Source organism: Pantoea sp. RIT-PI-b, assembly GCF_001187905.1.
GTDB lineage: Bacteria > Pseudomonadota > Gammaproteobacteria > Enterobacterales > Enterobacteriaceae > Pantoea > Pantoea nemavictus.
Map to the genome: position 1 here is coordinate 66,790 of NZ_LGIS01000026.1, position 26,683 is coordinate 93,472.

Annotated in this window: 19 protein-coding genes; 16 read left to right on the top strand and 3 right to left on the bottom strand. The window is 53.6% G+C overall.

Annotated features, from left to right (window positions below; all coding sequences use genetic code 11):
• Positions 1-59 precede the first annotated feature (59 nt).
• A complete protein-coding gene (locus AC790_RS16395; protein ID WP_049852455.1) occupies positions 60-2,624 on the bottom strand; it encodes a diguanylate cyclase in 2,565 nt (854 codons plus the stop codon).
• Positions 2,625-2,774: 150 nt separating this feature from the next.
• Entirely contained in the window at positions 2,775-3,386 is a 612-nt protein-coding gene (locus AC790_RS16400; protein ID WP_007888956.1) for a phosphatase PAP2 family protein, read from the bottom strand.
• 230 nt (positions 3,387-3,616) lie between these two features.
• Here AC790_RS16400 and udk point away from each other — a divergent pair, with 230 nt between their 5' ends.
• The 3 genes from udk to asmA all read left to right on the top strand — a co-directional run bounded on the left by udk (position 3,617) and on the right by asmA (position 6,754).
• Positions 3,617-4,255 carry a uridine kinase gene (gene udk, locus AC790_RS16405; protein WP_007888949.1) on the top strand — a complete coding sequence of 213 codons (639 nt, stop codon included), beginning with the start codon at positions 3,617-3,619 and terminating at the stop codon, positions 4,253-4,255.
• Positions 4,256-4,327: 72 nt separating this feature from the next.
• Complete coding sequence (gene dcd / locus AC790_RS16410; RefSeq protein ID WP_007888946.1) at positions 4,328-4,909, top strand: dCTP deaminase; 582 nt, start codon at positions 4,328-4,330, stop codon at positions 4,907-4,909.
• 45 nt (positions 4,910-4,954) lie between these two features.
• Positions 4,955-6,754: an outer membrane assembly protein AsmA gene (gene asmA / locus AC790_RS16415; protein WP_049852456.1), complete on the top strand. Its 1,800-nt coding sequence runs from the start codon at positions 4,955-4,957 to the stop codon at positions 6,752-6,754.
• A 34-nt stretch (positions 6,755-6,788) separates the two neighbouring features.
• Here asmA and AC790_RS16420 read toward each other — a convergent pair whose 3' ends face one another.
• Positions 6,789-8,345, bottom strand: coding sequence for a TerC family protein (locus AC790_RS16420; protein ID WP_007888942.1), 1,557 nt, complete (start codon positions 8,343-8,345; stop codon positions 6,789-6,791).
• Between the two features lie 791 nt (positions 8,346-9,136).
• Here AC790_RS16420 and wbaP point away from each other — a divergent pair.
• From wbaP to galE, 13 genes are all read left to right on the top strand, one after another.
• The gene (gene wbaP, locus AC790_RS16425; protein ID WP_049852457.1) at positions 9,137-10,570 is read left to right on the top strand and encodes an undecaprenyl-phosphate galactose phosphotransferase WbaP; all 1,434 of its coding nucleotides are present in this window, start codon (positions 9,137-9,139) and stop codon (positions 10,568-10,570) included.
• Between the two features lie 304 nt (positions 10,571-10,874).
• Positions 10,875-12,005, top strand: a complete 1,131-nt coding sequence (locus AC790_RS16430) for a polysaccharide export protein (RefSeq protein ID WP_152929138.1) — start codon at positions 10,875-10,877, stop codon at positions 12,003-12,005.
• 9 nt (positions 12,006-12,014) lie between these two features.
• The gene (locus AC790_RS16435) at positions 12,015-12,449 is read left to right on the top strand and encodes a protein-tyrosine-phosphatase (protein WP_007888932.1); all 435 of its coding nucleotides are present in this window, start codon (positions 12,015-12,017) and stop codon (positions 12,447-12,449) included.
• A gap of 12 nt (positions 12,450-12,461) precedes the next feature.
• Positions 12,462-14,639 carry a tyrosine-protein kinase Wzc gene (wzc, locus tag AC790_RS16440; protein ID WP_007888931.1) on the top strand — a complete coding sequence of 726 codons (2,178 nt, stop codon included), beginning with the start codon at positions 12,462-12,464 and terminating at the stop codon, positions 14,637-14,639.
• A gap of 308 nt (positions 14,640-14,947) precedes the next feature.
• Positions 14,948-15,865: a glycosyltransferase family 2 protein gene (locus tag AC790_RS16445; RefSeq protein ID WP_007888930.1), complete on the top strand. Its 918-nt coding sequence runs from the start codon at positions 14,948-14,950 to the stop codon at positions 15,863-15,865.
• A gap of 74 nt (positions 15,866-15,939) precedes the next feature.
• Positions 15,940-16,692 carry a glycosyltransferase family 2 protein gene (locus AC790_RS16450; protein ID WP_007888929.1) on the top strand — a complete coding sequence of 251 codons (753 nt, stop codon included), beginning with the start codon at positions 15,940-15,942 and terminating at the stop codon, positions 16,690-16,692.
• Positions 16,693-16,848: 156 nt separating this feature from the next.
• Entirely contained in the window at positions 16,849-17,883 is a 1,035-nt protein-coding gene (locus AC790_RS16455) for a glycosyltransferase family 4 protein (protein WP_007888928.1), read from the top strand.
• 57 nt (positions 17,884-17,940) lie between these two features.
• On the top strand, positions 17,941-20,151 hold the full coding sequence (locus tag AC790_RS16460) for a phage tailspike protein (protein WP_007888927.1): 2,211 nt from the start codon (positions 17,941-17,943) through the stop codon (positions 20,149-20,151).
• 201 nt (positions 20,152-20,352) lie between these two features.
• The gene (gene wcaK, locus AC790_RS16465; RefSeq protein WP_007888926.1) at positions 20,353-21,615 is read left to right on the top strand and encodes a colanic acid biosynthesis pyruvyl transferase WcaK; all 1,263 of its coding nucleotides are present in this window, start codon (positions 20,353-20,355) and stop codon (positions 21,613-21,615) included.
• A gap of 4 nt (positions 21,616-21,619) precedes the next feature.
• Entirely contained in the window at positions 21,620-22,843 is a 1,224-nt protein-coding gene (locus AC790_RS16470) for a glycosyltransferase (RefSeq protein WP_049852585.1), read from the top strand.
• On the top strand, positions 22,840-24,180 hold the full coding sequence (locus AC790_RS16475; RefSeq protein WP_007888923.1) for an MOP flippase family protein: 1,341 nt from the start codon (positions 22,840-22,842) through the stop codon (positions 24,178-24,180). Before AC790_RS16470 ends, AC790_RS16475 begins: the two co-directional genes overlap by 4 nt.
• Before the next feature lie 337 nt (positions 24,181-24,517).
• On the top strand, positions 24,518-25,411 hold the full coding sequence (gene galF / locus AC790_RS16480) for a UTP--glucose-1-phosphate uridylyltransferase GalF (RefSeq protein ID WP_007888920.1): 894 nt from the start codon (positions 24,518-24,520) through the stop codon (positions 25,409-25,411).
• 48 nt (positions 25,412-25,459) lie between these two features.
• Entirely contained in the window at positions 25,460-26,473 is a 1,014-nt protein-coding gene (gene galE / locus AC790_RS16485) for a UDP-glucose 4-epimerase GalE (protein ID WP_049852459.1), read from the top strand.
• Positions 26,474-26,683: the final 210 nt, after the last annotated feature.

Consider the following 26,683-nt stretch of genomic DNA (forward strand, 5'->3'; position numbering starts at 1 on the left):
AAAAAAGGGGGCGACTTTAGCGCAGCCAGCGCGGGCTGGCAATGGGTAGACGTGGCAGATTACATCTGTACTTCCTGATAAACGTGATACTGACCACGACCTGCATGTTTTGCGCTGTAACAGGCGACGTCAGCCTGTGACATCACCACATTACTGATGCAGTTGTGTTCATCGATTTGCGTGATGCCGGCACTTGCGCCGACGTGATAAGGCTGATCCTGCCATATAAAGCGATAGTCGCTCACCGCAGCAACAATGCGCTGCACCACATCCCGCACCTGATCGACTTCGCAATTTGGCAGCAACAAGCCGAATTCATCGCCGCCGAGCCGCGCTAACAGATCGCTGCTGCGCAGATGATGTGGCATCAGTTCAGCCAGTTCGCGCAGCAGCGCATCGCCAGCGGCGTGCCCGGCGGTGTCGTTAACGGCTTTGAATTTATCAAGATCGATAAACACCAACACATGCTGCGTTTTATGGGTCGCCGCATCATGCACCAACTGCTTCAGACGCTGCTCAAAGCTGTGGCGGTTGGGCAGGCGCGTCAGCATATCGTGTGAGGCGCTGTAGCTCAGACGCTTCATGACCTTACGCGATTCACTCACATCCTGAATAACCATCACCGCACCAATGCTGGCGCCGGTTAAGGTTTTTAGCGGCGTGATGCTGTAATGGATCTCCACATGCGCGCCATCTGGCGTATGCAGCACCAGCTCCTCATCGAGGTCGGGCGAGATTTTCTCCCCCGGCAGCTGGCATAACAGCAGGTTATCGACGCGCGGACCTGCAGCACCACGCGTGATATTCAGTAATTCGGTGATCGGCACGCCCGCGGCCTTTTCCTGTGACCAGCCGCTCAAGGTTTCTGCCACTGGATTCATAAAGGTGACGCGCATTTCATCGTCAGTGCTGATTACCGCTTCGCCGATGGAATCAAGGGTGATCGCCATGCGCTCCTTCTCCTGGAACAAGGCTTCGTTCAGCGCGCGTAGCGGCGTGATGTCCTGGCAGATGCCAAGCATGCGCTCAATATGCCCATCCTGGCTGAGAATGCGGTTGGCCTCGGAGCGTACATAGCGCGGCCCCTCCGGCAAATTGATGCGATACTCCAGTTGGAAAGCGCTACGGCGCTCAATGGCCTGCTGCACCGCCAGCGCGGCGCTTTCCCGCTCGGCCGGATCGAGCAGATGCACCCAAAGATCATAGGTTGGGGTTTGCTGCGGACTTAAACCAAAGAGCTCATACATGCGCTTATCCCACAGCATTTCGCCGGTCAGCAGATTCCACTCCCACACGCCAATACCGCCGGCTTCGTTCGCCAGCGTGATGCGCTCCATCAGGCGGCGATTCACCTGCTCGCTCTGCTTCAGCTCTGAGATATCGATAATCTGCGCGATGAAATAGTGCGGCTGCAGCGCGGCGTCGCGCACCATCGAAACCGTCAGACGCGCCCAGACGATCTCGCCATCTTTACGGAAATAGCGCTTTTCCAGGGTGTAAGTCATGATGTCGCCGGCTATCAGGCGTTCCAGCTGCTGCAAATCGCTGTTGAGATCGTCTGGATGGGTGATTTGCTGGAAGGTGAGCTTTTTCAGTTCATCTGCCGGGAAGCCAAGCGTCTGGCACAGCGACTGGTTTACCTGCTGCCAACCTCCGTTTGGGGAGACCAACGCCATGCCGATGGCTGAATACTCCATGGCGTTACGAAAGCGGGTTTCGCTCTCGCTGATGTGATGTTTTTCGCGCTGGAAGGCATCCATCACCAGCGCCATGATGTGGCTCGGCAGCAGCACCAGCAGGAACGGCAGCCAGGTATTGGCCTGGCCGAGCAACAGGCCATTTTGCGCCAGGTTGACCCAATTAAAGGCAAGCAGAATCGAAATGAAACTCGCATTGAGGAAAATAAGCAGAAACGCTTCGAACTTGGGCAGGCGCACCGCGCACCAAAACAGGATCACCACAATAAAGGTGAAAGGCCACGGCAGAAAACGCAGCGATAAATAACTGGCGAGCAGCGTGCCCAGCAATGTCAGACAGGTTTCCAGCTGGCGGCCCGGGGTAATCAGCTGACGCAGCGGCTTATTTGGCCACAGCAGCAGCACCGGGCCAAACGCCAGCACGCCAATCACTTCGGAAATCACCCAGGTGGAGAAAAAGGGCAGTGACGCGTTGTTGCCGACATGCAGCATCCACAGCGCAACCATACCGCCCAACAGCGGAGCGATCAGGCCCGCGCACAAGGCAAAACGCACCCAATCGAGCAGCGAGTTAAGCGGGGCGCGGCGATCAAGCAGCGCGCGCAACATCAGGCCGCCCAGAATGGCTTGCACCATATTGAGGATAGCGAATTTGATATTGCTCAGCGCCGGGCCAATGATGATGAGGTTAGCCAGCGCGGTACCCATCACACAGGCGAGCAGTAACAGCGGTACGTGTTTTGAGGGCGCACGAAATACCAGCACCGTCATCAGCGCGGTAGAGTACCAAAGCGGGGAGATGCGTCCACTGACGACAATCAGTTCCAGACAATACAGCGTCAGGAGAAAGGCCAGCCCACCCATGATCAGGGCATTAAGCCAAATTCGCTGGGGGGCGTGCTGTGAGGTTAATATTTCGAGGGTCATGCAAGAATCCAGCTGCGCCGCAGGGAAAATGCGCTAATCAATCTCTATTTTGCATGCTAGCACATCTGTTTAGGATGTCTGCGGAGAAATCTATTTTGGTGTTTATTCACTGAATTGATTGGCCCTTTGCAGGCAAAGGGCTGATTCGTGTTAGCGGAAAAGATCGGCGCGAGTGAAAGGTTTTTCTAAACCGGCAAGATTTGCGGAGAAGCGCTCAAGGAACTGTTGTGTGGTCGCTACCCGGCCATGACCTAATAGCAACAGCGGCACCAACAGCGCTATGCCGATCTGCGGCAGGCTAAAGCCTTTGAGCGCGGTACGGCGCTGGGTAAGCAGAAATGCCGTGCTCAGCGTGAAGCCAAGCATCAGTCCAGCCAACACTTCGCTTTTGGAGTGCGCGTGAATCACCAGTCGCGAGAAGCCCACCATTAACGGAATCAAATAGCCGATGCCGATGGTAAACAGGCGCCAGCGCGGTGACCAGCGGCCAGAAATCAACCACATCATCACGGGCCACAGCGTGGCTGACATCGCACTGTGTCCGCTGAAGCCGGTAAAATTAAATCTGGCGCTACCAATGCCAAAACCAAGAAACAGAATTTTCGAAATGCTCACCACCAGGCCAGCGAGACCAAACGCCAGCACCCAATACCAAACGGTTTGGCGGTTGTCGCTTTTCCATGGCAATACCAGCGCGATAATCACCGCGGTGGGGATCAGCAACATGCTGTCGCCAAAATAGGTCAGGGTTTTCCAGCTCATACTTTTCCTTGCGGCTTCATTCGGAGTGCCAACGCCAGCTACAGTGTTGGCAGATGAACAGTGTATCGATTAAGCGTCTGGCTGCAAAAGGGGATATTCTGAAAAGCCGTTGGCCCATTTCTCTGGCATCAAACCGGTGAAATACCTATAATTGCCGCCAACTAACCCTCTCATTCGGCCCGTTGCAGCTTCGGCTTAGGCAGGCTCCAGTTATCAGGTCTTAAAAAAGTATGACTGACAAGTCTCATCAGTGCGTGATCGTTGGCATCGCAGGTGCATCTGCATCCGGAAAAAGTCTTATCGCCAGCACGCTCTATCGTGAAATCCGTGACCAGGTCGGTGACGAGCATATCGGTGTGATCCCCGAAGATGCCTACTATAAAGATCAGAGCCACCTCACCATGGAAGAGAGGGTGAAAACCAACTATGACCATCCGAGTGCGATGGATCATGATTTGTTGTTGCAGCATCTGCGCGCTATTAAAGCGGGACAGGATATTGAACTGCCGGTGTATAGCTATGTTGAGCACACGCGCACCAGCGATTGCATTCATCTCAAGCCGAAGAAAGTCATCATTCTTGAAGGCATTCTGCTGTTAACCGATGCGCGTCTGCGTCAGGAGATGAACTTCTCCATCTTCGTCGATACCCCGCTGGATATTTGCCTGATGCGTCGCATGAAGCGCGACGTTAACGAGCGCGGTCGCTCGATGGACTCGGTGATGAGCCAGTATCAAAAGACTGTGCGTCCGATGTTCCTGCAATTTATCGAACCTTCCAAGCAATATGCTGACATCATTGTGCCGCGCGGCGGGAAAAACCGTATCGCGATTGATATCCTTAAGGCCAAGATTAATCAGTATCTTTAACGACACGGCGTCCGAATTAGCGTGACGCGCTGTCGTCGCCTTTCGCTACACTTAATTCATGGAGTACCTGCGATGAGATTATGCGATCGCGATATTGAAGCCTGGCTGGACAACGGAAAGTTGGCGATTGAGCCACGCCCGCCGGTGGAACGCATTAATGGCGCCACGGTAGACGTGCGTCTTGGCAACCAGTTCCGCACCTTTAGCGGTCATACTGCAGCATTTATCGATTTGAGTGGTCCAAAGCACGAAGTCAGTGCCGCGCTGGACCGCGTCATGAGCGATGAGATTGTGTTGCCGGAAGGCGAAGCGTTTTTCCTGCATCCGGGCGAGCTGGCGCTGGCGGTAACGCTGGAATCCGTGACCATTCCCGACGATCTGGTGGGCTGGCTGGATGGCCGTTCTTCGCTGGCGCGTCTTGGTCTGATGGTGCACGTGACGGCGCACCGTATCGATCCTGGCTGGCAAGGCCGTATCGTGTTGGAGTTCTACAACTCGGGCAAACTGCCGCTGGCGCTGCGTCCCGGCATGTTAATTGGCGCCTTGAGTTTTGAGCCGTTGTCGGGCCCGGCAGCACGTCCATATAACCGCCGCGAAGATGCCAAATATCGTGGTCAGCAGGGCGCGGATGCCAGCCGCATCGACAAAGACTAATGCCAACGCTGCTGCAACTTGAAGTATGAAGGCAATGAGGATTTGATGAGAAGAGTGATAACAACACTGGCCATCCTGTTAGTGGTGGTCGTAGCGGGCATGACGGCACTGGTGTTGCTGGTCAATCCCAACGACTTTCGTACCTATATGGTAAAGCAGGTAGAACAGCGCAGTGGTTATCAGCTTCAGGTCAGCGGCGATCTGCGCTGGCACGTCTGGCCGCAGCTTAGCATCCTTGCCGGACGCATGAGTTTGACTGCGCCCGGCGCCACCCAGCCGATGGTGACTGCCGACAACATGCGGCTGGATGTTAATCTGTTGCCCTTGTTATCACATCAGCTCAGCGTCAGTCAGGTGATGCTGAAAAACGCCATCATCCGCGTGACGCCTGAGAGTGCGATGCAGAAACCGGCGGGCGCCCCCGTCGGTCCTGGCGATGCGGAACCGGATAGCGGCACCAATAACGGCTGGTCATTCAATATTGGCAAACTGCGGCTTGCTGATAGCTTGTTGATCTGGCAGCAGCCGGGCGGTGATGAGTACAACTTCCGTGACCTCAATCTCAATCTCGATCAGGATGCCAGCAAGCAGGCCAGCATCGAGCTCGCTACCCGCGTTTCGCGCAATCAACGTAATGTCAGCGTGAATCTCAAAGGCCAAATGAATGTGGCGCAGTATCCGCATCGTTTGGTGGGGCAACTGGATGAGGTTAATTACACGCTGGACGGTGCCAACCTGCCGACGCAGGGGATCAAAGGCACCTTACGCGGTCAGGGTGAATGGAATGGCGACCATCAGCGCTTCTCGTTGCAGAAGCTGCAGCTAACCGCTAATGACAGCATGCTGGATGGTAGCGCCGAGGGGCGTCTGGCCCTGCCACAGCAGCTTAATCTGGCGCTGCATGCCACGTCGTTAAATCTGGATAATCTGATGGCGAGCGCACCCGCTACAGATAGCAACGCGCCTCAGCAGGCCAACGTGATACGCACCCCGGTGATTGCCGAGCCGCGTATGCGCGATAACAGCGATTCACCGCTCAACCAAATGGATTTGACGCTCAACCTCGCCGCAGACAGCAGCGTATGGCGCGGTTTGACGCTGACCAATCTGCAGATCGACGCCAGCAATCAGCAAGGCCTGATGACCTTGAGTAAGCTGCAGGGCAAGTTCGGCGACGGCCATTTCTCCGTGCCGGGTGCGGTCGACATTCGCAAACCGGTGACGCAGGCGGCTTTCCAGCCTGAGCTGGATAACATCGCCATTGCGCCGCTGCTGAAAGCGCTCGAACTGCCTGAAACGCTGCAAGGCACCGTCTCACTGAAAGGCGATCTCAGTGGAGCAGGCTTGAGCATCGAAGAGGCAAAACGTTACTGGCAGGGCAGTGCCGATCTCGAAGCGGCCAACCTGCAGCTGTCACAGCTGAATCTGCAACAAATGGTGCGTCGTGCTGTGGCGCGCGTCAGCAGTCGTGTCACCAACGATCAGCCTGATGAGCAGGGAATTCAGCAGCTGAGCGGTCGGGTTAGCCTTAAGCAGGGCATTATCACGTTACCGGATTTGCAGGGCGGCAACAGTCGCATGGCGGTGCAAACCAAAGGCAATGTGGATATGGTTAAACAGCAGCTCGACATCACCATTAATATGATGCTGCGCGGCTGGCAAGGCGACGACAAGTTAGCCAATCTGTTGAATCAGCAAACCATTCCACTGCGCATGTACGGCGGCTGGGATAATTTGCAGTACTCATTGCCGGTGGACGACGTGGTGCGCCAGCAGCTGCAAAGCGAAGCCAAGTCGCGCTTGAATCAGTGGCTGGATCGCCAGCAGCCCGCGAAGCAGCCTTGAGGATTTCAGGTGCGCAGCTATGCGCACCTGATGTTTATGGGGTAAGCGGAACAATCTCTACTTTCTGTACGCGATGATTTTCTACCTGCAAGGTGCGCAGCAGATAATCGCCAATTTTTAACTCTTCCCCTTCCTGCGGCACATGTTGCAGGCTATCCATCAGTAAACCCGCCAGCGTATGATAATTGCGTTTGTCGTCGAGGGGCAGCTGCACGTAGACCGCTAAATCCTCCAGCGGCATGTGGCCATTTGCCACCCAGCCGCCGTCGGGAAGCGGTTGGATGTCATAGCGCGCGTCAATTTTCTCCCCTTCGTTGGGCAGGTTACCGGCGATGGTTTCCATCAAGTCACTCAGCGTGACGACACCTTCTATCGAACCGAACTCATCCACCACAAAAGCAAAATGCGTCCGTGCATTACGGAACTGCTCCAGCGCCTGCAGCAACGTGACGCGTTCCGGAAAGATCAGCGGCTGGCGAATCAGCGAGCGTAAGTCGAGTGATTTGCTGTGCAAAGATTGATGCAGCAAATCGATCACGTGCACCACGCCGAGCGGATCGCGGCCGTGTTCGGTTATGAGAATGCGCGTGTGCTGATTGCGATCCAGCTTGGCCATAATCTCCGCGGGATCTTCAGCGAGGTCGATATGCTCGACGTCATGACGCGAAGTCATAATGCTATTGATCTGCCGCTGACCCAGCCCTAACACGCGCGCAATCATGCGGCGCTCCTGGCGATTGAATAGCGCGCCTTCTTCGCTGTCGCTCACCAGTGAAGCGGTATCCGCATCAAGTTCAGCGCGCTGCGCCTCGCCACGTAGAATACGCAGTACCGCTTCGGAGGTGCGCTGGCGCAAGGGGCGCCCGGCAGTGAGAAAGCGGCGGCGGTTAAACATCGCCAGCTGGTTGAGTATCTCAATGACAATTGAGAAACCAATTGCCGCGTAGAGATAGCCTTTGGGAATAATAAAGCCCAATCCCTCGGCAACCAGACTAAAGCCGATCATCAGTAAGAAACTCAGGCAAAGAATGACAATGGTGGGATGGCCGTTGACGAAGCGCGTTAACGGCTTACTCGCGAGCAGCATCAGAAGAATCGCCACGGTCACCGCAGCCATCATCACGGGTAACTGATTAACCATGCCAACCGCAGTAATCACCGCATCCAGCGAGAAGATGGCGTCCAGCACCACTATTTGCGCCACCACCGGCCAGAATTTAGCACCGTTCTTATTTTGACCAGTTTCCTCGTCAGCGCCTTCAAGCCGACTGTTTAATTCCGTAGTGGCTTTATAAAGAAGAAAGAAGCCGCCGGATAGCAGCAGCAGATCGCGGGCGCTGAAAGGGTGATGCCACAGCGTAAACAGCGGTTGCGTTAGCGTCACCAGCCAGGAAAGAGATGCCAGCAGCGCTAAACGCGACAGCAGCGCGAGCAGGAGTCCGATGACGCGGGCGCGGTCACGATCGGTTGGCGGCAACTTTTCGACGAGGATGGCAATGAAAACCAGGTTATCAATGCCCAATACCAGCTCCAGAACGATTAGCGTTACTAATCCTGCCCAGAGCGACGGATCAACGATCCACTCCAACATGCGTTAATCACCTTAATGTCTATGAATTGAGCTTAATCTGATGATAGTGAATCGTAGAAAAGGGTACAAATACGTCCCAGCTCAGTAAATCCGCGTATCAGCTTAAACATAGCGAATATTCTTGATTGCTGATGGGTAAGGATAAGACGAAAGTATGGATAAACAACTTAGCTAAGTAACGATCGCTATTAATTGTTCCAGGCAGGCAAGTGCGTGCAATTTTGATGCAAAGTAATTAGAGGCTGAGTATCGAATTATTCTGATTTTTGCTGAGGAATGGGCTGAAAGCGCTGGCATCAATACTTATGGCTGGTAGTCTTTTTCCTAAAATAGTACATGCAAGACGGGGCCTACTTGTAAACAAGCCAGTAATAACTAGTATAGCAACGTGCTAGTAAATGTCTGCGCCAAAGCTGTTAATAGCGCGCTCCTTAGCCTTCTAATGTTGTGAATTGTGATCGTGCGCGGGCCACGACCGGTAATTAGCGCATAAATACCGCATAAAAACAGGCTGTAAATAGGATGATTTAAGCGGTATTGGCAGCGACAGCCAAGGGCGGTAGCGTGCCAAAAGTGCTTTCTGTACGGTAATAAAGTCTGTCATTGTGGCAAGGGAAGTCAGACTAATCTGTTGGTATTCATCATAATTCTCTTGCTTACTAAAGCGAGAATGAGTTTGGCCTCAGAGAATTTGCCGCAGATTGCCTCAACAAATGCAGCGAATATATCGCTCATTTATTACACAGGCTTGAGGCGTTAGGGATTAGGGAAATAATATAAAAGAGTTAAATATGCGCGATAACGAAATTACATATAAAAGTCTTCTGACCAAAATTTTACTGGCGTGCTCGGATTTAATTTGTTTCAACGCGGCGTTGTTTATTGCCATGGCGTTGATTAATTCGTTCACAGATTCTCCGCTGGCAGATATATCTGAAAAATACCTGCATTTAAAAATCGCTACACACATTGCGCTTTCGGTTATTTGCGTAGGCTGGTTCTGGGTTCGACTGCGTCATTATACGTATCGCAAACCATTCTGGTTCGAGCTCAAAGAGATATTTCGTACCATTCTTATTTTCTCTGTCATTGATTTGTCAATTTCAGCGCTTTCACAGTGGCAAATGTCGCGTTTCGTCTGGGTCATGACCTGGATTCTGGCACTGATTCTGCTTCCTTTAGCGCGTGCTATCTCTAAACGTGTACTGAATCATTTCGGCATGTGGAAGAAGCAAACCATCATTATCGGTAGCAGCCGCAACGCACAGGAAGCCTGGCAGGCGCTGCAGAGCGAAGAGGTGATGGGTTTTGATGTCATTGCCTTTTTCGACGTCGATAAAAGTTGCCCACAAGCCAGCATCGCCGGCGTACCCGTTCTGCATAATGAGCAGGAGCTGTGGCATCTGACCAACAGCGAAACCCAGTTCATCGTGGCGGTGGAGTTCGAACAGAGCCAGCATCGCGATCACTGGCTGAAAAACCTGGCGAAGCATAACTGCCGTTCGGTTTCAGTGATTCCAACGCTGCGCGGTGTACCGCTCTACGGCACCGACATGGCCTACATCTTTAGTCATGAAGTGATGATTCTGCGTGTTAACAATAACCTGGCGAAACGCACTTCGCGCTTCCTGAAGCGTGCATTCGATATCGTCGGCGCGTTGGGCATTATTCTGGCGCTGTCACCTGCATTGCTGGTTCTGGGCTTTATGGTCGGCCGTGATGGTGGGCCGCCGATTTACGGTCACGAACGTGTGGGTATGAATGGTCGCAAATTCAAATGCCTGAAATTCCGCTCAATGGTGATCAACTCGAAAGAGGTGCTGGAAGAGGTACTGCGTACCGATCCGGTGGCACGCGCCGAGTGGGATAAAGACTTCAAACTGAAGAACGATCCGCGCATTACCAAAGTCGGTCACTTCATCCGTAAAACCAGTCTGGATGAGCTGCCGCAGCTGTGGAACGTGGTTCGTGGTGATATGAGCCTGGTCGGTCCCCGCCCGGTGATTGAAGATGAACTGTGCCGTTATGCGGGTGACGTCGATTATTACCTGATGGCAAAACCAGGCATGACGGGATTGTGGCAGGTTAGCGGTCGTAACGACGTTGACTATGAAACGCGCGTCTATTTCGACTCGTGGTATGTGAAGAACTGGTCGCTGTGGAATGACATCGCGATTCTGTTTAAAACGGTTGGCGTAGTGCTTAAACGCGATGGCGCCTATTGATAGACAGCGAGACCGGGGAAGGGCAGCAACATCCCCGGTTGAAAACTGCCGGTGCTGGGTGTGTCGTGATATAAACAACAGCCGTTAATGCACCCGATTAAACGGGTTATTTGCCGGTTGATGAAATACCCACTTTAATTGATGTCGTCTTTAGACACGGTGACAACATAAAACCAAGGGAGCGAATAATAATGACCCACAGTTTCAGTGTTTAACCCGTCACATTAATTTTTTGTAAGACGCTTACACAGCGGGCGATTTCGCCTCTATCAATCATTAACTGATAGCGAAGAATCAGATGATAATGAAAATTAAATTGATACCTTTACTGGTATCCGCGACTTTTCTCTCCGGATGTACCATTGAACCGGGTTCTCACCTTTCCACCAGTGGAAAAGATGTCATTGAGCAACAGGATAGCAACTATGACATCGACAAATATGTAAACGTCTTCCCGCTCACGCCGCGTCTGGTTGAACAGATGCGTCCGAAGCCGTTAGTCGCGCAGGCTAACCCCTTGCTGCAAAATGAGATCCAGAGCTACGAATACCGCATCGGCGTGGGTGACGTGCTTAACGTTACCGTCTGGGATCACCCAGAGTTAACGACGCCAGCGGGCCAGTACCGTAGCGCCAGCGACACCGGTAACTGGGTGCAGGCTGATGGCACGATCTTCTACCCATACATTGGTAAAGTCCGCGTCGCGGGCCGTACCGTGACCGAGATCCGCACCGAAGTGGCGCGTCGTCTGGCTCAGTTCATTGAAAGCCCACAGGTTGACGTTAACGTTGCCTCGTTCCGTTCGCAGAAAGCCTACATCACCGGTTCTGTGACCACCTCGGGACAGCAGCCAATCACCAACGTGCCGCTCACCGTGCTTGATGCGGTTAACGCCGCCGGCGGCCTGGCCGCTGACGCTGACTGGCGCAACGTGGTGCTGACGCACAACGGTAAAGAACAACGTATTTCGCTGCAGGCGCTGATGCAAAATGGCGACCTGAGCCAAAACCATCTGCTCTATCCGGGCGACATTCTGTACGTTCCGCGTAATGATGATCTGAAAGTCTTTGTGATGGGCGAAGTGAAGCAGCAGTCAACGCTGAAGATGGACCGCAGCGGCATGACTCTGGCTGAAGCGCTGGGCAACTCGCAAGGTATGGATCAGACCACCTCTGATGCCACCGGTGTGTTCGTTATTCGTCCAATTCGTGGCACCAACCGCACCAAGATTGCCAACATCTATCAGTTGAATACCAAAGATGCGGCTTCGATGGTGATGGGCACCGAATTCCAGCTTGAGCCGTACGACATCGTCTACGTCACCGCCACGCCAATTACCCGTTGGAACCGTGTGATTTCAGGCCTGCTGCCGAACATCGTGGGTGTTGATGATGCCAGCTCCGCGGCACTTCGTTTCCGTAACTGGTCGGACTAAGGGTCCGCCATGATTAAGTCCGTGTTAGTCGTCTGCGTCGGCAACATTTGCCGCTCCCCCACCGGGGAGCGTCTGTTCAAGCGCGCGCTACCTAATCTCCGGATCGCTTCTGCAGGGCTGGGTGCTCTGCAAGGCTATCCGGCGGACCAGAAGGCCATTGATGTCGCCGCCGAACACGGCGTGTCGCTCGAAGGCCATCAGGCGCAGCAGTTAACGGCCAGTATGTGCCGTGACTACGACCTGATTCTGGTAATGGAAAAGCGACACGTTGAGCAGGTGAATCGCATCGATCCAGCCGCACGCGGAAAAACCATGCTGCTTGGGCACTGGCTCAACCAACAGGAAATTACGGATCCGTACAAAAAAAGTCGCGAGGCCTTTGAAGAGGTCTACGGGTTACTGGAAAACGCTACCCAGAAATGGGTCAACGTATTAAGCCGATAGTTGGGATTATCCATGAATATCAAAAACAAGGTTATGACCGCGCCAAAGGAAGATTCGAATGGATGGGATCTGGCGCATCTTGTGGGACAGCTGATTGATCATCGCTGGATCATTGTTGCCGTTACCGCATTCTTCATGCTGGTGGCGACCCTCTACACACTGTTTGCCACGCCAATCTACAGCGCCGATGCCATGGTGCAGGTTGAGCAGAAGAACACCGCATCGGTTCTGAACGAACTGCAGGATGTGCTGCCCGCTACGCCGGCTTCCGATACCGAGATTCAGATTGTTGAGTCGCGTATGGTGCTGGGTAAAACGGTAAACGACCTCGGTCTGGATACTGTGGTACAGCAGAACTACTTCCCGGTGATTGGTAAAGGTTTGTCACGCCTGATGGGCAACAAGCCAGCCAATATCGCTATTTCGCGCCTGGAAATTCCACGCACAATCGAAAAGCGTACCGTGCAGCTGGAAGTCACCGGCCCGGATACCTATACCGTCACCAACGATGGTGATGAGCTGTTTAAAGGTCGTGTTGGTCAGCTGGAGCAGCATGGCGATGTGACTATGCTGGTGAGTGATATTCAGGCGGATGAAGGCACCAGCTTCAATGTCACCAAACTCACTGATTTGCAGGCGATTAAAAACGTTCTGGGCGCGCTGACGGTAGCCGATAAAGGCAAAGCCACCGGTGTGTTGGGTCTTGAGTTCCAACACGAAGATCCAGAGCAGGCCAGCCGCATCCTGAACCAGATTGTCAATAATTACCTGCTGCAGAACGTAGAGCGCAAATCCGAACAAGCAGAGAAAAGCCTTGAGTTCCTGCGCGGACAGCTGCCGAACGTACGCGCTAAGCTGGATGATGCTGAAGATAAGCTGAATACCTTCCGTCGTCAGAACGAGTCGGTAGATATGTCGCTGGAAGCGAAATCTGCGCTGGATTCCTCTGTCAGCGTGCAGACTCAGCTGAACGAGCTGACGTTCCGTGAAGCGGAAGTATCGCAGCTGTTCACGAAGGATCACCCGACCTACCGCGCCCTGCTGGAAAAACGCAAAACGCTGGAAGGCGAGCAGGCACAGCTGAACAAGAAAATTGCCGGCATGCCGCAAACGCAACAAGAGATTCTGCGTCTGACGCGTGATGTGCAGTCAGGTCAGGAAATCTACATGCAGCTGCTGAATCGTCAGCAAGAGCTGGGTATCAGCAAAGCCAGTACCGTGGGTGATGTACGTATCATTGATGGTGCTGAAACAGCCGCAAGTCCTGTTGCACCGAAGAAGGCGCTGATCATTGCTGCCGGTCTGATTCTGGGCCTGATGCTGTCGGTAGGTCTGGTGCTGCTGAAAGCGCTGTTCCATCACGGTATCGACAACCCAGAGCAGCTGGAAGAGCTGGGCATGAACGTCTATGCCAGCGTACCGCTCTCTGAATGGCAGCGTAAGAAAGATACCGAAGCGCTGGCGCGTCGCGGTCACAAAGAGAAGAGTGACCCGCACAACACGCTGCTGGCGTTGGGTAATCCAACTGACCTGTCCATCGAAGCGATTCGTAGCCTGCGTACCAGCCTGCACTTCGCGATGATGGAAGCGAAAAACAATATCCTGATGATCACCGGCGCTAGCCCAGGCATTGGTAAAACCTTTATCTGTGCCAACCTGGCAACGCTGGTATCAAAAGCGGGTCAGCGTGTGCTGTTCATCGATGGTGATATGCGTCGCGGCTATACCCATGAATTGCTGGGTGCGGATAACAAATCTGGCCTGTCTAACGTGCTGTCAGGTAAGAGCGAGTTCTCACCGGCGATGATTCAGAAGGGCGTTTACGGCTTCGACTTCCTGCCGCGTGGCCAGGTGCCACCAAACCCGTCTGAGTTGCTGATGCACCGTCGTATGAGCGAGCTGCTTGATTGGGCCAGCAAGAACTACGATTTGGTACTGATCGATACGCCGCCGATTCTGGCCGTCACCGATGCTTCAATCATCGGTAAGCTGGCAGGCACGTCGCTGATGGTGGCGCGTTTCGAAACCAACACCAGCAAAGAACTGGATGTCAGTTACAAGCGCTTCGCGCAGAACGGCATCGAAATTAAAGGCGTGATCCTCAACGCCGTAGTACGTAAAGCGTCGAATGCCTACGGTTATGGCTACGATTATTACAACTACGAATACGGCAAAGAGACCAAGAGCTAAGCAGTAACCATGTGGGGCGGTTTACCGCCCCTTTTTTATGGTGAATAGGGGTTAAGCCAGGTGCGCAACAATGCGCACCCTACGCCTTGTAGGGGCGCCATCAATGGCGACCGGTGAGCAATTTAAGGGGTGCGTTTTGCATCCTTACACATACACACAGCACAGTCTTAGGTATTCCCGTGATGGTACGTACAGTCTTAATGAGAAAAGAAACTAACGGCATGATTTTTCAGAGCAAAGCCGATTCCTTTCTCAGGGCTGAACGCGTTACCGTTGAATCTGGAACAGCTGTTTAAGAGGTGCTGGCAATGCAGGACATCCGCTTCTCAATTGTAATTCCCGCGTATAACGCGTCGAAATCGATTGTAACGACGCTAGATTGCGTCAGAGCGCAAACTTACCGCAATTTTGAAGTGATTATTGTGGATGACAAATCGGCCGATGCGGCCGAACTGGCGCAGGTGGTACGCGGTGAGCGTTATCAGGATCTGGACATCAAACTGGAGCTATCTGAGGTCAAACTCAACGGCGCCGGCGCCCGTAATAAAGGTATCGAATTGGCCACGGGCGATTTTATCAGCTTCCTTGATGCTGATGATGAGTGGCACCCGGACAAGCTGCTGACGGTCAGTGAAACCATCGCCAAACTGGAGGCGCAGGGCAAATCACGCTACGTCATCTTTAGCCAGGTGAACATCCATCAGGATGGCAGCTTCCTGAAGGTGATGCCGATGCAGCCGCCCGGTAAAAATGAAACCGTGGCGGAATATCTGTTTGGCTGTTACGGCTTTATTCAGACCAGCACCATTGTGCTGAAGCGTGAAGATGCCGCGCAGATTCAGTTTGATGCGCGTTATATCCGCCATCAGGATTACGATTTCTGTATCCGTGCCGATCGCATGGGCTACGCCTTCGTGATGATCGACCAGCCGCTGGCGACTTACCATCTGGTGACCAAGTTTGGTTCCAAGCACAAAGGCGAGTCGGTGAAATACTCCTTCTTCTGGCTGGATACCATGAAGCCGCATCTGACGACGCGCGATATCCATACCTACAAAGCGTTCAAGCTGCCGCTGCGCTACAAGATGGATGGTAAATCGCTGCAAGCCAGTCTCAGCTTTGCGCGCTACTTCTTCCTCACCAATCGTGATAACCGCGCCTACTTCATGAATCGCTTGCTCGATAAGGTGAAGTCGCGCTTTTCCGGTAGAAGAGCCGTTTCCTGATTCACATTTTTTAGACTTTCACTTGCTCCCATCACGGGGGCAATTTTTTGGTTCCTGAAACTCCGGGTAGACAAATGACAAATCATGTTGGCACCATCGGTATTGTGATGCCGATGTATAACGCGCGAAATACGGTACTGCGTGCAGTGGATTCGATCCGCAATCAGACCTACAGCGACTGGCATCTTTACCTGATTAACGATAAATCGACCGATGACTCTCTCGCCGTGGTGCGTGAGCAGTGTCAGGATGCGCGCATTACCATCCTCGATAATGAGAAGAATCTCGGTGCGGCGGAAACCCGTAACGTCGGTCTGCGCGCGGCGCAAGAAGAGATTATCGCGTTCCTCGATAGCGATGATGAGTGGCATGGGGAAAAGCTGGCGGAACAGGCCGCTGCGATTGCCGCGGGTGACGATTTTGTTATCACGCATTATCACTACAAAACCAAAACTGCCGACCACGACATTAACTACAACAAACCCTATCTGCAGCAGGAAAACTTCGTGAAGAAGCAGTATCGCGTGTGCTTCTCTTCAGTGTGTTTCCGCCGTCCTCCGCAGGGCATCTTCTTCCAGCGCAAAGGCCACGAAGATTTCCTGTTCCTCTATGAGCTGTTCCTCCGCTACAAACAAGCCCGCGTGATCCAGAAAACCTTGGTCAACTATTACGAGTTGGGCGATTCACTGTCGCGCAACAAAAATAAAGCGGCGAAGTGGCACCTCGAATTATTAAGAATTATCTATAAAAACAATCCGTTAAAAGTATATTACTATTACACGTGGTACATGGTTAATGGCGTCCTCTTCGCTCTGAAGCATCGTTAGACCCGGCATCCTTCGCGCCGCAGCCGCGTTGGCCGCGCACGTCCACCCCGGTCACTTACTGAAGTAAGCTCCCGGGGATGAACGCACTTGCCGCCTTGCTGCGCCACGAATGATTTGGGTCTCTTTATTCGGTATTTTTGAGGTGGAAAGGATTTTATGAAAAAGATCGTCCTGGTGATTAAAGATGCCTACTCGTATGCGGGCACGGAAAACATCTGCAACTTTATGTCTGAGTGCCTTGGCGAGCAGCATGAAGTCACCATTTATTCGCTGGAAGGCAATGGCAAAACCTTTTATCCGTTCGATCGGGTAAAGAAAATTGTCAGCTTTGAAGGCCACAGCAACCCGATTAAAAGCGCCGTCGCTAGCATTCATCAGGAAGGCTTCGACAGCGTATTTCTGATCAGCATGGGCCGCCTGAGCGTGATGTTTGCGTTCTGGAACCTGATGGCACTAAAGAAAAAGCGTTTCAAAGCCTATGCCTGCGAACACATTGCAATTAACTCATTTAGTAAACCGATCAAGCTGCTGAAGTGGCTGATGCTGCGCTACTACGACCAGGTGATTGTTTTAACCGACAAAGATCATCAGGTGTTTAATCGCTGGAACATCGCCAGTCAGCAAATCCCCAATCCCGTGGTGTATAAGGCGTTTCAACGCCAGACGCGTAGCCGCCAGGCGTTAGCGGTGGGGCGTCTCGATAACCAAAAAGGTTTCGATCTGCTGCTGGATATCTGGGCTGATTTCAGTAAGAAACACCCGGAGTGGAAACTGGTGATTGCCGGTGACGGCGAACTGCGCCAGCAGTTGCACGATCAGGCGGCTGCATTGGGTATCACTAACAGCGTCAACTTCGTCGGCAAAGTCAGCAACATCAACGATTACTACCGCGAAAGTGACATGGCGCTGATGACCTCGCGCTATGAAGGTTTGCCGCTGGTGCTGCTGGAAGCCAAATCCTGGTCGCTGCCGGTGGTGGCTTACGACTGCCCAACCGGGCCGCAGGAGATTATCAACCACGGTGAAGATGGCTTCCTGGTACCGATGAATGATAAAGCCATGTTTATCAAGCGCATGGAGCAGCTCGCCAGTGATGATGGCCTGTTCTACGCCATGAGTGAAAAAACCAAAGAAACCGCGCTCAAGTTTGACGGTAACCAGATCAAACAGAGCTGGCTCGCGCTTGTTTAGTGCCAATTATCGTGCCTCGGGAATCCTTTTTGGCCGCATAACCACGGGAATTGAAGCATGAAAAGAAGAGAAGTCTTGCAGACCGCAGCCTCCTCCATTGTTGCCGCGCTCTCAGTCAGCGCGTTTTCCAGCTACGCCGCAAAAAGTGGTCAGCCAACGTTAAAAGCCGTCGATCCTTCCAGCGTTCCGCAGGGCGATGTGCCGATTCTGACGCCAGAAAACGTCTATACCATGCCGCCGCAGTTCTGGCAGAACTTCGAAGGCAAACTGTGGATTGGTAAGGCGGGCAGCGATGCCAGCCAAACCGGCAATCAAATCCCGGTATTCCTGCGCGATGCCAATGGCAAAGTGTCACAAATCAGTCAACCGATTGCGTTGAACAAGGGTAACTTCGCGCAGTTTATTCATGATAATGCCGCGTTGATTGCCAATCCTGCGCACTCAATGGTCGTCGAGGACGATCAGGGCAACACGCTGTTCTCGATCAGCGATGTATCGCGTCCTAACCAAAGCAACTTCAGCCAGCGACTGGCGCAGCCGAACGGTTATCAGCTGATCGGTGAAATTCCGTCGGTGGAGGAGTTGCGTAAAACCCGTCCGCTGTTTGCCGGTGCCAAAATTAAGCTGAAAAGCTGGCATGAAGGGCTGGAAGTGGGCGGTGGTGAATTTGTCGGCACCTTTGGCGATGCCAAAGATGATGGCGGTGTGAACTTCAGCGGCAACGGTTTCGCCTGGCGTCGCGTGGTAGAAGACTTCAATCGTCTGACGCTGTTTGATTTCGGCGCCATCGCCGATGGCAAAACCGATACTGCACCGGCGATCAAAGCCATGTATCAGTGGTCGATTGATGCCAGCCAGCAAATCTGCGTGCAGTTCCCGGCGGGCACATTCTTCGTGTCCGAGTGTGATTTCGGTGATACGCAACGTCGCTTCTTCCGTATTTCCGGTGCCATGGTCAACTTTGGCTATTTCCCGGCGACCACGCTGGTTTCCGATGGCCGCTCCGAATTCCTGTTCCAGGTAAATGCGCGCTGGACTGAAATCTCCAACCTGAACTTCAACGGCAACACCGACAAGCGTCCGAATAAACAGGGGTTGTTCCGCAATACCTGTCCGGGCGGCCAGTTCTTCCGTGGCGCGTGCTTGCGCTTCAATCAGGTGGGCGGCGTCTCGCTCAGCCTGCTGGATACGCTGGATTGTAAAATCGACCAGTGGTACGCCAACGCCTGTACCGGTGATGTGATTAAAGCCAGCTGGTCTGGTCAAAAGGCCGGTGCGTGGGATCACAGCACCGCGATTGAACTCTCCAACTTTAATGCGCAGCACTGTAAAGGCGGCATGGTGTTGAACCTGCCGCGCTGTAGCCAATCGATCATTCACAACGGCTGGATTGAGCACAGCGATTTTCCTGGCGATATCTCAAACGGGCAATGGATTGTTGATGCGTTAAGCATTGAGGATTGTAAGAACCCGCTGAATGCGCGCAACTCGCGCCTGAATATGCGTCAGACCAACTTACAGGCAGGCAGCTGGATTGATAACTCGCTGGAAGGTGAGCGCTGGCTGAATATCTGGGAGATGGGTTCCACGCGCGTTGAATCTTATGGCGTCGCTATCGACGGCAGCCTGAAATACAACTACATCACTTCACGTTTCCGCCTCACCAATAACACCAATCAGGAGACCTGGTTTGAGCTGGGCAACTTCTATTCGCCGGCGGTGGGTGATAGCTGGGAAATCGAAGTGTTTGGTCAGTCGCAGTTCAGTAACGGTACCGCCAATCAACCGCTGATGGATCTTATCGACGGCAAAGGCACTGGCGGACGTACGGTGATCCATCTGCAGCGCAAGAAGAGTAAAGCGGAAGCCAGTTGGTCAGCCGAAGGCAGTTCGCCGGTGGTGGATGTACGTTTCGAACCGCGCACAGAAACGGATACCAAGGTGTACGTCAAGCTGGCGGGCTGGACGCCGACCACCGCGGTGTTGATCAAAAGCACCGCCAAGGATCGCTTCCTGACCGGTCGCTGTGCGCGCGTTGATGCTGTGATGGATAAAGGTGCGCCGGGCAGCGGTGCGCAACAGGCGCCGCAGCGCTTCAGCCTGCACAACGGCAAAGCCGGCGTCGGCGGTAACGAGCAGGGTGATTTGCTGTTGGCGTCGCGCGCGCTGAAGCCGGAACAGGTGGATGCGCGTGAGCCGAAAGGGTTTATTTCCGTCGTCATTAATGGCGAGCAGGTTGCGATGCCGTATTTCGCCATTAAGTCGTAACACGTAGGAACCCAACGTAGCGGCGCAATTTATTGCGCCGCTACGGAATATGCATAATTTGTAAGCAGTAATGAATAGAAATGCATTTAGCAGCGCTTTTTTGGGGTTTATTCCCATTGCAGTCATTTAACACAGAGTTCATTTTGCCAGTGCGGTTATTGGCGGCTTGTAAAATTACAAAAATTTTTCCGGAGTTTTTTTATGAAAATCTTATTGGTAGGAAACCATACCTGTGGAAATCGCGGGGATGGCGCGATTTTACGAGGGCTGATTGATTCGCTCAAATCTGCGCGCGCGGATTTGGATATCGATGTCATCAGCCGTTATCCAACAAGCTCTGGCTATTTACTGCAGCAGCACATCCAGCAGGATTCCCTGTTCCTGCACAACAGCAAATCGGGCAAGGGTTTGGTGGGCAGCCTCAAGCGCAAAGTGGCGAACCGTCTGATGCCGGACATCATGATGGCGCACCTGGGCAAAGGCGGTTTATACAAATCGTTCTCGGTGCCACCGCACCTGGCGGCCTTCACCCAAAGCCTCGCGCAATATGATGCAATCATCCAGGTTGGCGGATCGTTCTTCGTCGACCTGTATGGTGTAACGCAGTTCGACCACGCGCTTTGTGCGCTGATGGCGAAAAAGCCGCTGCATATGGTTGGCCACTCGGTAGGACCGTTTGAAAACCCGCGCGTTAATGCGCTGGCAAACTTTGTGTTCGATCGCGTCGACAGCCTGGTGCTGCGCGAAGAGGTGAGCCACGATCGTCTGAAACAAGATGGCGTGACCACCAGCAAAGTGAAGAAGGGCGTTGATACCGCGTTCCTGGTGCAGGCGCGTGAAGTGGCGAATCCTAGCCATAACCTGCTGCACTGGCAGGCGATTATCAGCGCGCGTAAAACCATTGCGATTACCGTGCGTGAACTGGCGCCGTTCGATAAACGTCTCGGCGTGACGCAGAAAGAGTATGAAGCTGCCTTTGGCCGCGTGATCAACGCGATGATTGCCGAAGGTTATCAGGTGGTTGCGTTTTCTACCTGTACCGGTATCGACAGCTACGCGAAAGACGACCGCATGGTGGCGCTGACGCTGCGCGATCATGTCGAGCATCCCGAGCATTACCATGTCATCATGGACGAGTTCAACGATCTCGAACTCGGCATCCTGCTCAGCCATTGTCATCTGACCATTGGTACCCGCCTGCACTCCGCCATCATCTCCATGAACTTTGGTACGCCAGCCGTGGCCATCAACTACGAGCACAAATCGCTCGGCGTGATGAAACAGCTCGGCCTGCCGCAGATGGCCACCGATGTGCAGAGCCTGATGGACGGTTCACTCATCGACAAAGTGCAGACAGTGCTGGCCGACTACGACAACGTGAAACACAAAGTTGATACCGCGGTGGCGCAGGAGCGTGAGATTGGTAACCGCATTACAGCAGAAATTCTCAACGTCCTGGGGTGAAGTGATGAAGCTGACCTTTTTCACCATGCGTTTTCCTGTTGCCTCTGAGACGTTTGTGCTCAATCAGGTGACGCATTTCATCGACGCAGGCTACGACGTGGAGATTATCTCCGTGTTCCCGGGCGATATGATCAATCGCCACGCTGCGTTCGATGACTACAATTTGGCAGCGAAAACCCACTATTTACTGCCGGAAGAGAAAGTATCCAACCTCGATAAGCTAACGCAGCGTATCGGCTTGATACTGCCGAAAATCACCAAAGGCGCGCTACTTAAGTCGCTGAATGTGCGTCGCTATGGCGCACAGGCCAGCAAACTGCTGCTGCCGGCCATTGTCGCCAACACCAAGCAGCCTTATACCGCTGATGTGTTTCTGGTGCACTTCGGCTATGCCGGCGCGTTGGCCAACAAGCTGCGCGAACTCGGCGTGTTGAAAGGCAAGCAGGCGACGGTGTTCCACGGCGCGGATATTTCGCGTCGCCACATCCTCGAAGAGCACAAGCTCGACTACATCAACCTGTTCAAACAGAGCGAGTTGATGCTGCCTATCAGCCACTTGTGGGAGAACAAGCTGATTGAGATGGGTTGTCCGCGTGAGAAGGTACGCGTGACGCGCATGGGCATCGAGCCGGAGAAGTTTAACTTCCGTCCGCGTGAAGCGTTCCATCAACCGCTGCGCATCGTTTCCGTCGCGCGTCTGACCGAGAAAAAAGGACTGGATGTGGCAGTGAAAGCCAGCGAAATCCTGCGCAATAACGGCGGCCAGTTCCAGTTCACCATCATCGGTAACGGCGAGCAGGATGGCATGATGCGCGAGCATATTGCGCGCGCCGGATTGCAGGAGTTCGTCACCATGCCGGGCTTTAAGCCGCAGGATGAGATTCGTCAGGCGTTGAACGAGGCGGATATCTTCCTGCTGCCGTCCAAAACCGCTGCGGATGGCGATATGGAAGGCATTCCGGTGGCGCTGATGGAAGCGATGGCGGTGGGTTTACCGGTGGTGTCTACCTATCACAGCGGCATTCCTGAGCTGATTGACAATGACGTCAGCGGCTGGCTGGTGGCGGAAAACGATCCGGACGAGCTGGCGGCCACGCTGCTGCGTCTGTCGCGCGGGGATGTCGATGTGGCACCGGTAGTCGCGGCAGCGCGACAGAAAGTCGAAACCGAGTTCAATCAGCACATCGCCTACGGTGAGCTGGCGAAAATTCTGGAGCGCATGGTGTGAGCGGATTAAAAAAACAGGCCGTTTGGCTGTTTGGTAGTACCTGTTTTGCCGCATTGCTTCAGGTGTTACAGCTCGCCGTACTGGCGCGCAAACTCGAAACGCACGAGCTGGGTTTACTGGCGATCATCAATGCGATTCTGGCGGTGGCGACCGTGCTGCAGGATATGGGCATGAGCAGCTACATCGTGCATCGCCAGGATATTAATCGCCGCGAGCAGAGCACCATTTACTGGGTGAACGTCTCGCTCAGTTTCTGCACCGGCTTGATTATGTTGGCGATCGCTTATCCGGTGGCGTGGTTCTATCACCTGCCGGAGCTGGTGGGTTTGATCATGCTCACCAGCCTCAACTTCCTCGTGCTGGGACATCTGTCGCAGTATCAGGCGCACTATGTGAAAACCAAACGCATGGTGACGCTGGCGAAGATTGAGATGGCCACCAAGCTGTTTGCCTTCCTGTGCACCGTCGCGATGCTGTATTACACCTCGCTAACCGTGGCGGCGGCGATTCTTGGCCTGTTCATCAACGCCTTCACGCGCATTCTCTGTATGATCTACTTCGGGGAGAAGTCGTGGCGTCCAACCTGGGAATTCGACGGCAAAACCTTTGTTAGCGCAGTGCGTTACGGCGTGTATCAGCTCGGTTCGCAAACCATTAACCAGCTACGCACCCAGGCGGATGCGCTGATCGTCGGCAAAGTGATGGGCGCCGAGATGCTGGGGATCTACTCGCTGGCAAAAGAGCTGATCCTGCAACCGCTGAAACTGGTTTCGCCGGTGATTAACCGCCTGGCGCTGCCGCGTTTTGCTGAGAAGCAACACGATCCTGAGCAACTGAAAAAGCTGTTCCTGAAGGGCACCTTCGTCATCATGCTGTTCAGCAGCGTGATGTATCTGGCGATTGGCATTCTGTCACCGGTGATTGTGCGCGTGCTGTACGGTCCTGCACATGAGCAGGTTTACCATCTCATTCCGCTGATGCTGTTGTTTGGCATGCTGCGTCCGATGGGCGGCTTAACCGGTGCGATCTCACAGGCTAACGGGCGCACCAACGTTGAGTTCTACTGGAACATTGTTGCCAGCCTGGTGGTGGTGGCCGTGCTGGCGACCACCTACATCTGGCCGAACGTGCTGTATGTAGCTCTGACGCTGTCGATCTCGCAAGTGCTGATCTCGGCCTTTGCGCATCCATTCTTCATCAAACCGGTGATTGGCATCCGCTTTATGCCGTATGCGCGTCAGTGGGTTTCGGTGTCGGTGGTGTTTGTTGGTCTGATGATGCTGGTAAATCATTTCAATCTGTTCGTCATGCCGGAATGGTTTGAAGGCATGCTGTAATTGTGTCGTGGTCACCCAGGCGGGTGACCACGACATGTTCCCAGGGTTCGCATGAGTGCGAACCCTGTTCATTTCCGCAGGACTATTTTCTCACCTCACTATTCTGAAAATCTCTGGTCTCACTCGCCGCAATGTTGACCCAATCCTTCCACTGTTTTTCAGCGGTTTAGCGTAGCCGATTGCCTGGTAAATCAAGCTGCAGTTGAAGGGCAAATTGGCGTTTTTTGATGGCGCGACAGAGAGTTAGTGCCGGTTTTTCAGATTAAGATTATACTTGCTCGACCGGCCGATCCTGCATAATCGACCTCACGCATTCACTTCATGAAATGGAATAAATATGACCAAGCTTAAAGCAGTAATCCCCGTTGCAGGTCTCGGTATGCATATGCTTCCTGCGACCAAAGCCATTCCGAAAGAGATGCTGCCAATCGTCGATAAACCAATGATTCAATACATTGTTGACGAATGCGTCGCGGCGGGCATCAAGGAGATTGTGCTGGTCACCCATGCTTCCAAAAATGCAGTGGAAAACCACTTCGATACCACTTACGAGCTGGAAGCGCTGCTCGAAGCGCGCGTTAAGCGTCAGCTGCTGAGCGAAGTACAGTCAATCTGTCCGCCAGGCGTGACCATTATGAACGTGCGTCAGGCCAACCCGCTGGGTCTGGGCCACTCTGTTTTGTGCGCGCGTCCGATGATCGGCGATAACCCGTTTGTCGTGGTGCTGCCAGACGTGCTGCTGGATGATTCAACCGCTGACCACCTGCGTTATAACCTCGCATCGATGGTTGCTCGCTTCGAAGATACCGGCCACAGCCAGGTGCTGGCGAAACACATGCCGGGTGCAGACCTGACCGAATACGGCGTGCTGACCACTGAAGAGCCAATTGATAACCCAGGCGACATCAGCACCATCACCAGCTTTGTTGAGAAGCCAGAAGCCGGTTCAACCGATTCTGACCTGACTGCCGTTGGCCGTTACGTGCTCTCTGCGGATATCTGGGAAGAGCTGGAGCGCACTGAGCCGGGCGCATGGGGTCGTATCCAGCTGACGGATGCCATCGCATCGCTCAGCAAGAAGAAGCCGGTAGATGTGCAACTGCTGACCGGTACCAGCTATGACTGTGGCCGTAAACTGGGTTACATGCAGGCGTTCGTCTCTTATGGCTTACGTAACAACGCACAGGGCCGTGATTTCCGCGAATCTATTCAGAAAATCCTGGCGAAATAAGCTTCCTCATTCTCTACCGCGCCATTCGCGCGGTTTAAAGGAGTACACATGGCTATTTTGGTAACGGGCGGGGCAGGTTACATCGGCTCCCATACGGTGCTGGCGCTGTTAGAGCGCGGCGACGACGTTGTGGTCCTGGATAACCTTTGCAATGCTTCCCGCGAAGCCATTAACCGCGTGGAAAAGTTGTCGGGCAAGAAAGCGGTGTTCGTTGAAGGCGATATTCGCGATCGTGCGTGTCTGCGTGACTTGTTTGCCAGCAACGATATCAGTGCCGTGATTCACTTCGCCGCGCTGAAAGCCGTGGGCGAATCCACGCGCATGCCGCTGGAATACTACGAAAACAACGTAGCGGGCACCGTGGTGCTGCTGGAGGAGATGCGCGCTGCTGGCGTGTGGAACTTCATCTTCAGCTCTTCTGCTACCGTGTATGGTGCAGATGCGCCGGTTCCTTACGTGGAAACCACGCCAATCGGCGGCACCACCAGCCCGTACGGCACCTCAAAGCTGATGATCGAATTCGTGATGCGCGATTTCGCTAAAGCGGATCCGAACTTCAAAGCTATCGCGCTGCGCTACTTCAACCCGGTTGGCGCGCATGAATCTGGCGAAATCGGTGAAGACCCAACCGGCATCCCGAACAACCTGCTGCCGTACATCGCGCAAGTGGCGATTGGCCGTCTGGAAAAGCTGGGCGTGTTTGGCGACGATTACGACACGCCGGATGGCACCGCTCAGCGCGATTACATCCACGTTGTCGACCTGGCAGAAGGGCACCTGAAGGCGCTCGATCACCTGGCTAAAATTGAAGGCTACAAAGCTTACAACCTTGGCGGCGGCGTTGGTTTCTCGGTGCTGGAGATGATCAAGGCGTTTGAGAAAGCCTCTGGTAAGCCGATTCCGTTTGAGTTCAAACCGCGCCGTGATGGCGACTTGCCTGCATTCTGGGCCGATGCGACTCTGGCGAACAATGAGCTGGATTGGCGGGTTACACGTGGGATCGACGCGATGATGCGTGATACGTGGAACTGGCAGTCGAAGAATCCGAACGGGTTTGAGTAACACTATTGCGGGCCCTGGCGCCCGCATTTTCCCTACATCTCGTCTGAAACACTACATCTCAGCTTTCGTCAAAATCTGATTGAGTTGAATTATTGACTCAGCAAACATCATCTCCGACCCAAAGCGGTCAATACTTAAACTAACACCCCCGGAAAATCTGTAATTTGTTCGTCATTAAAGTTGACGAGTGGTAGAATTCTTGAGTGCGGC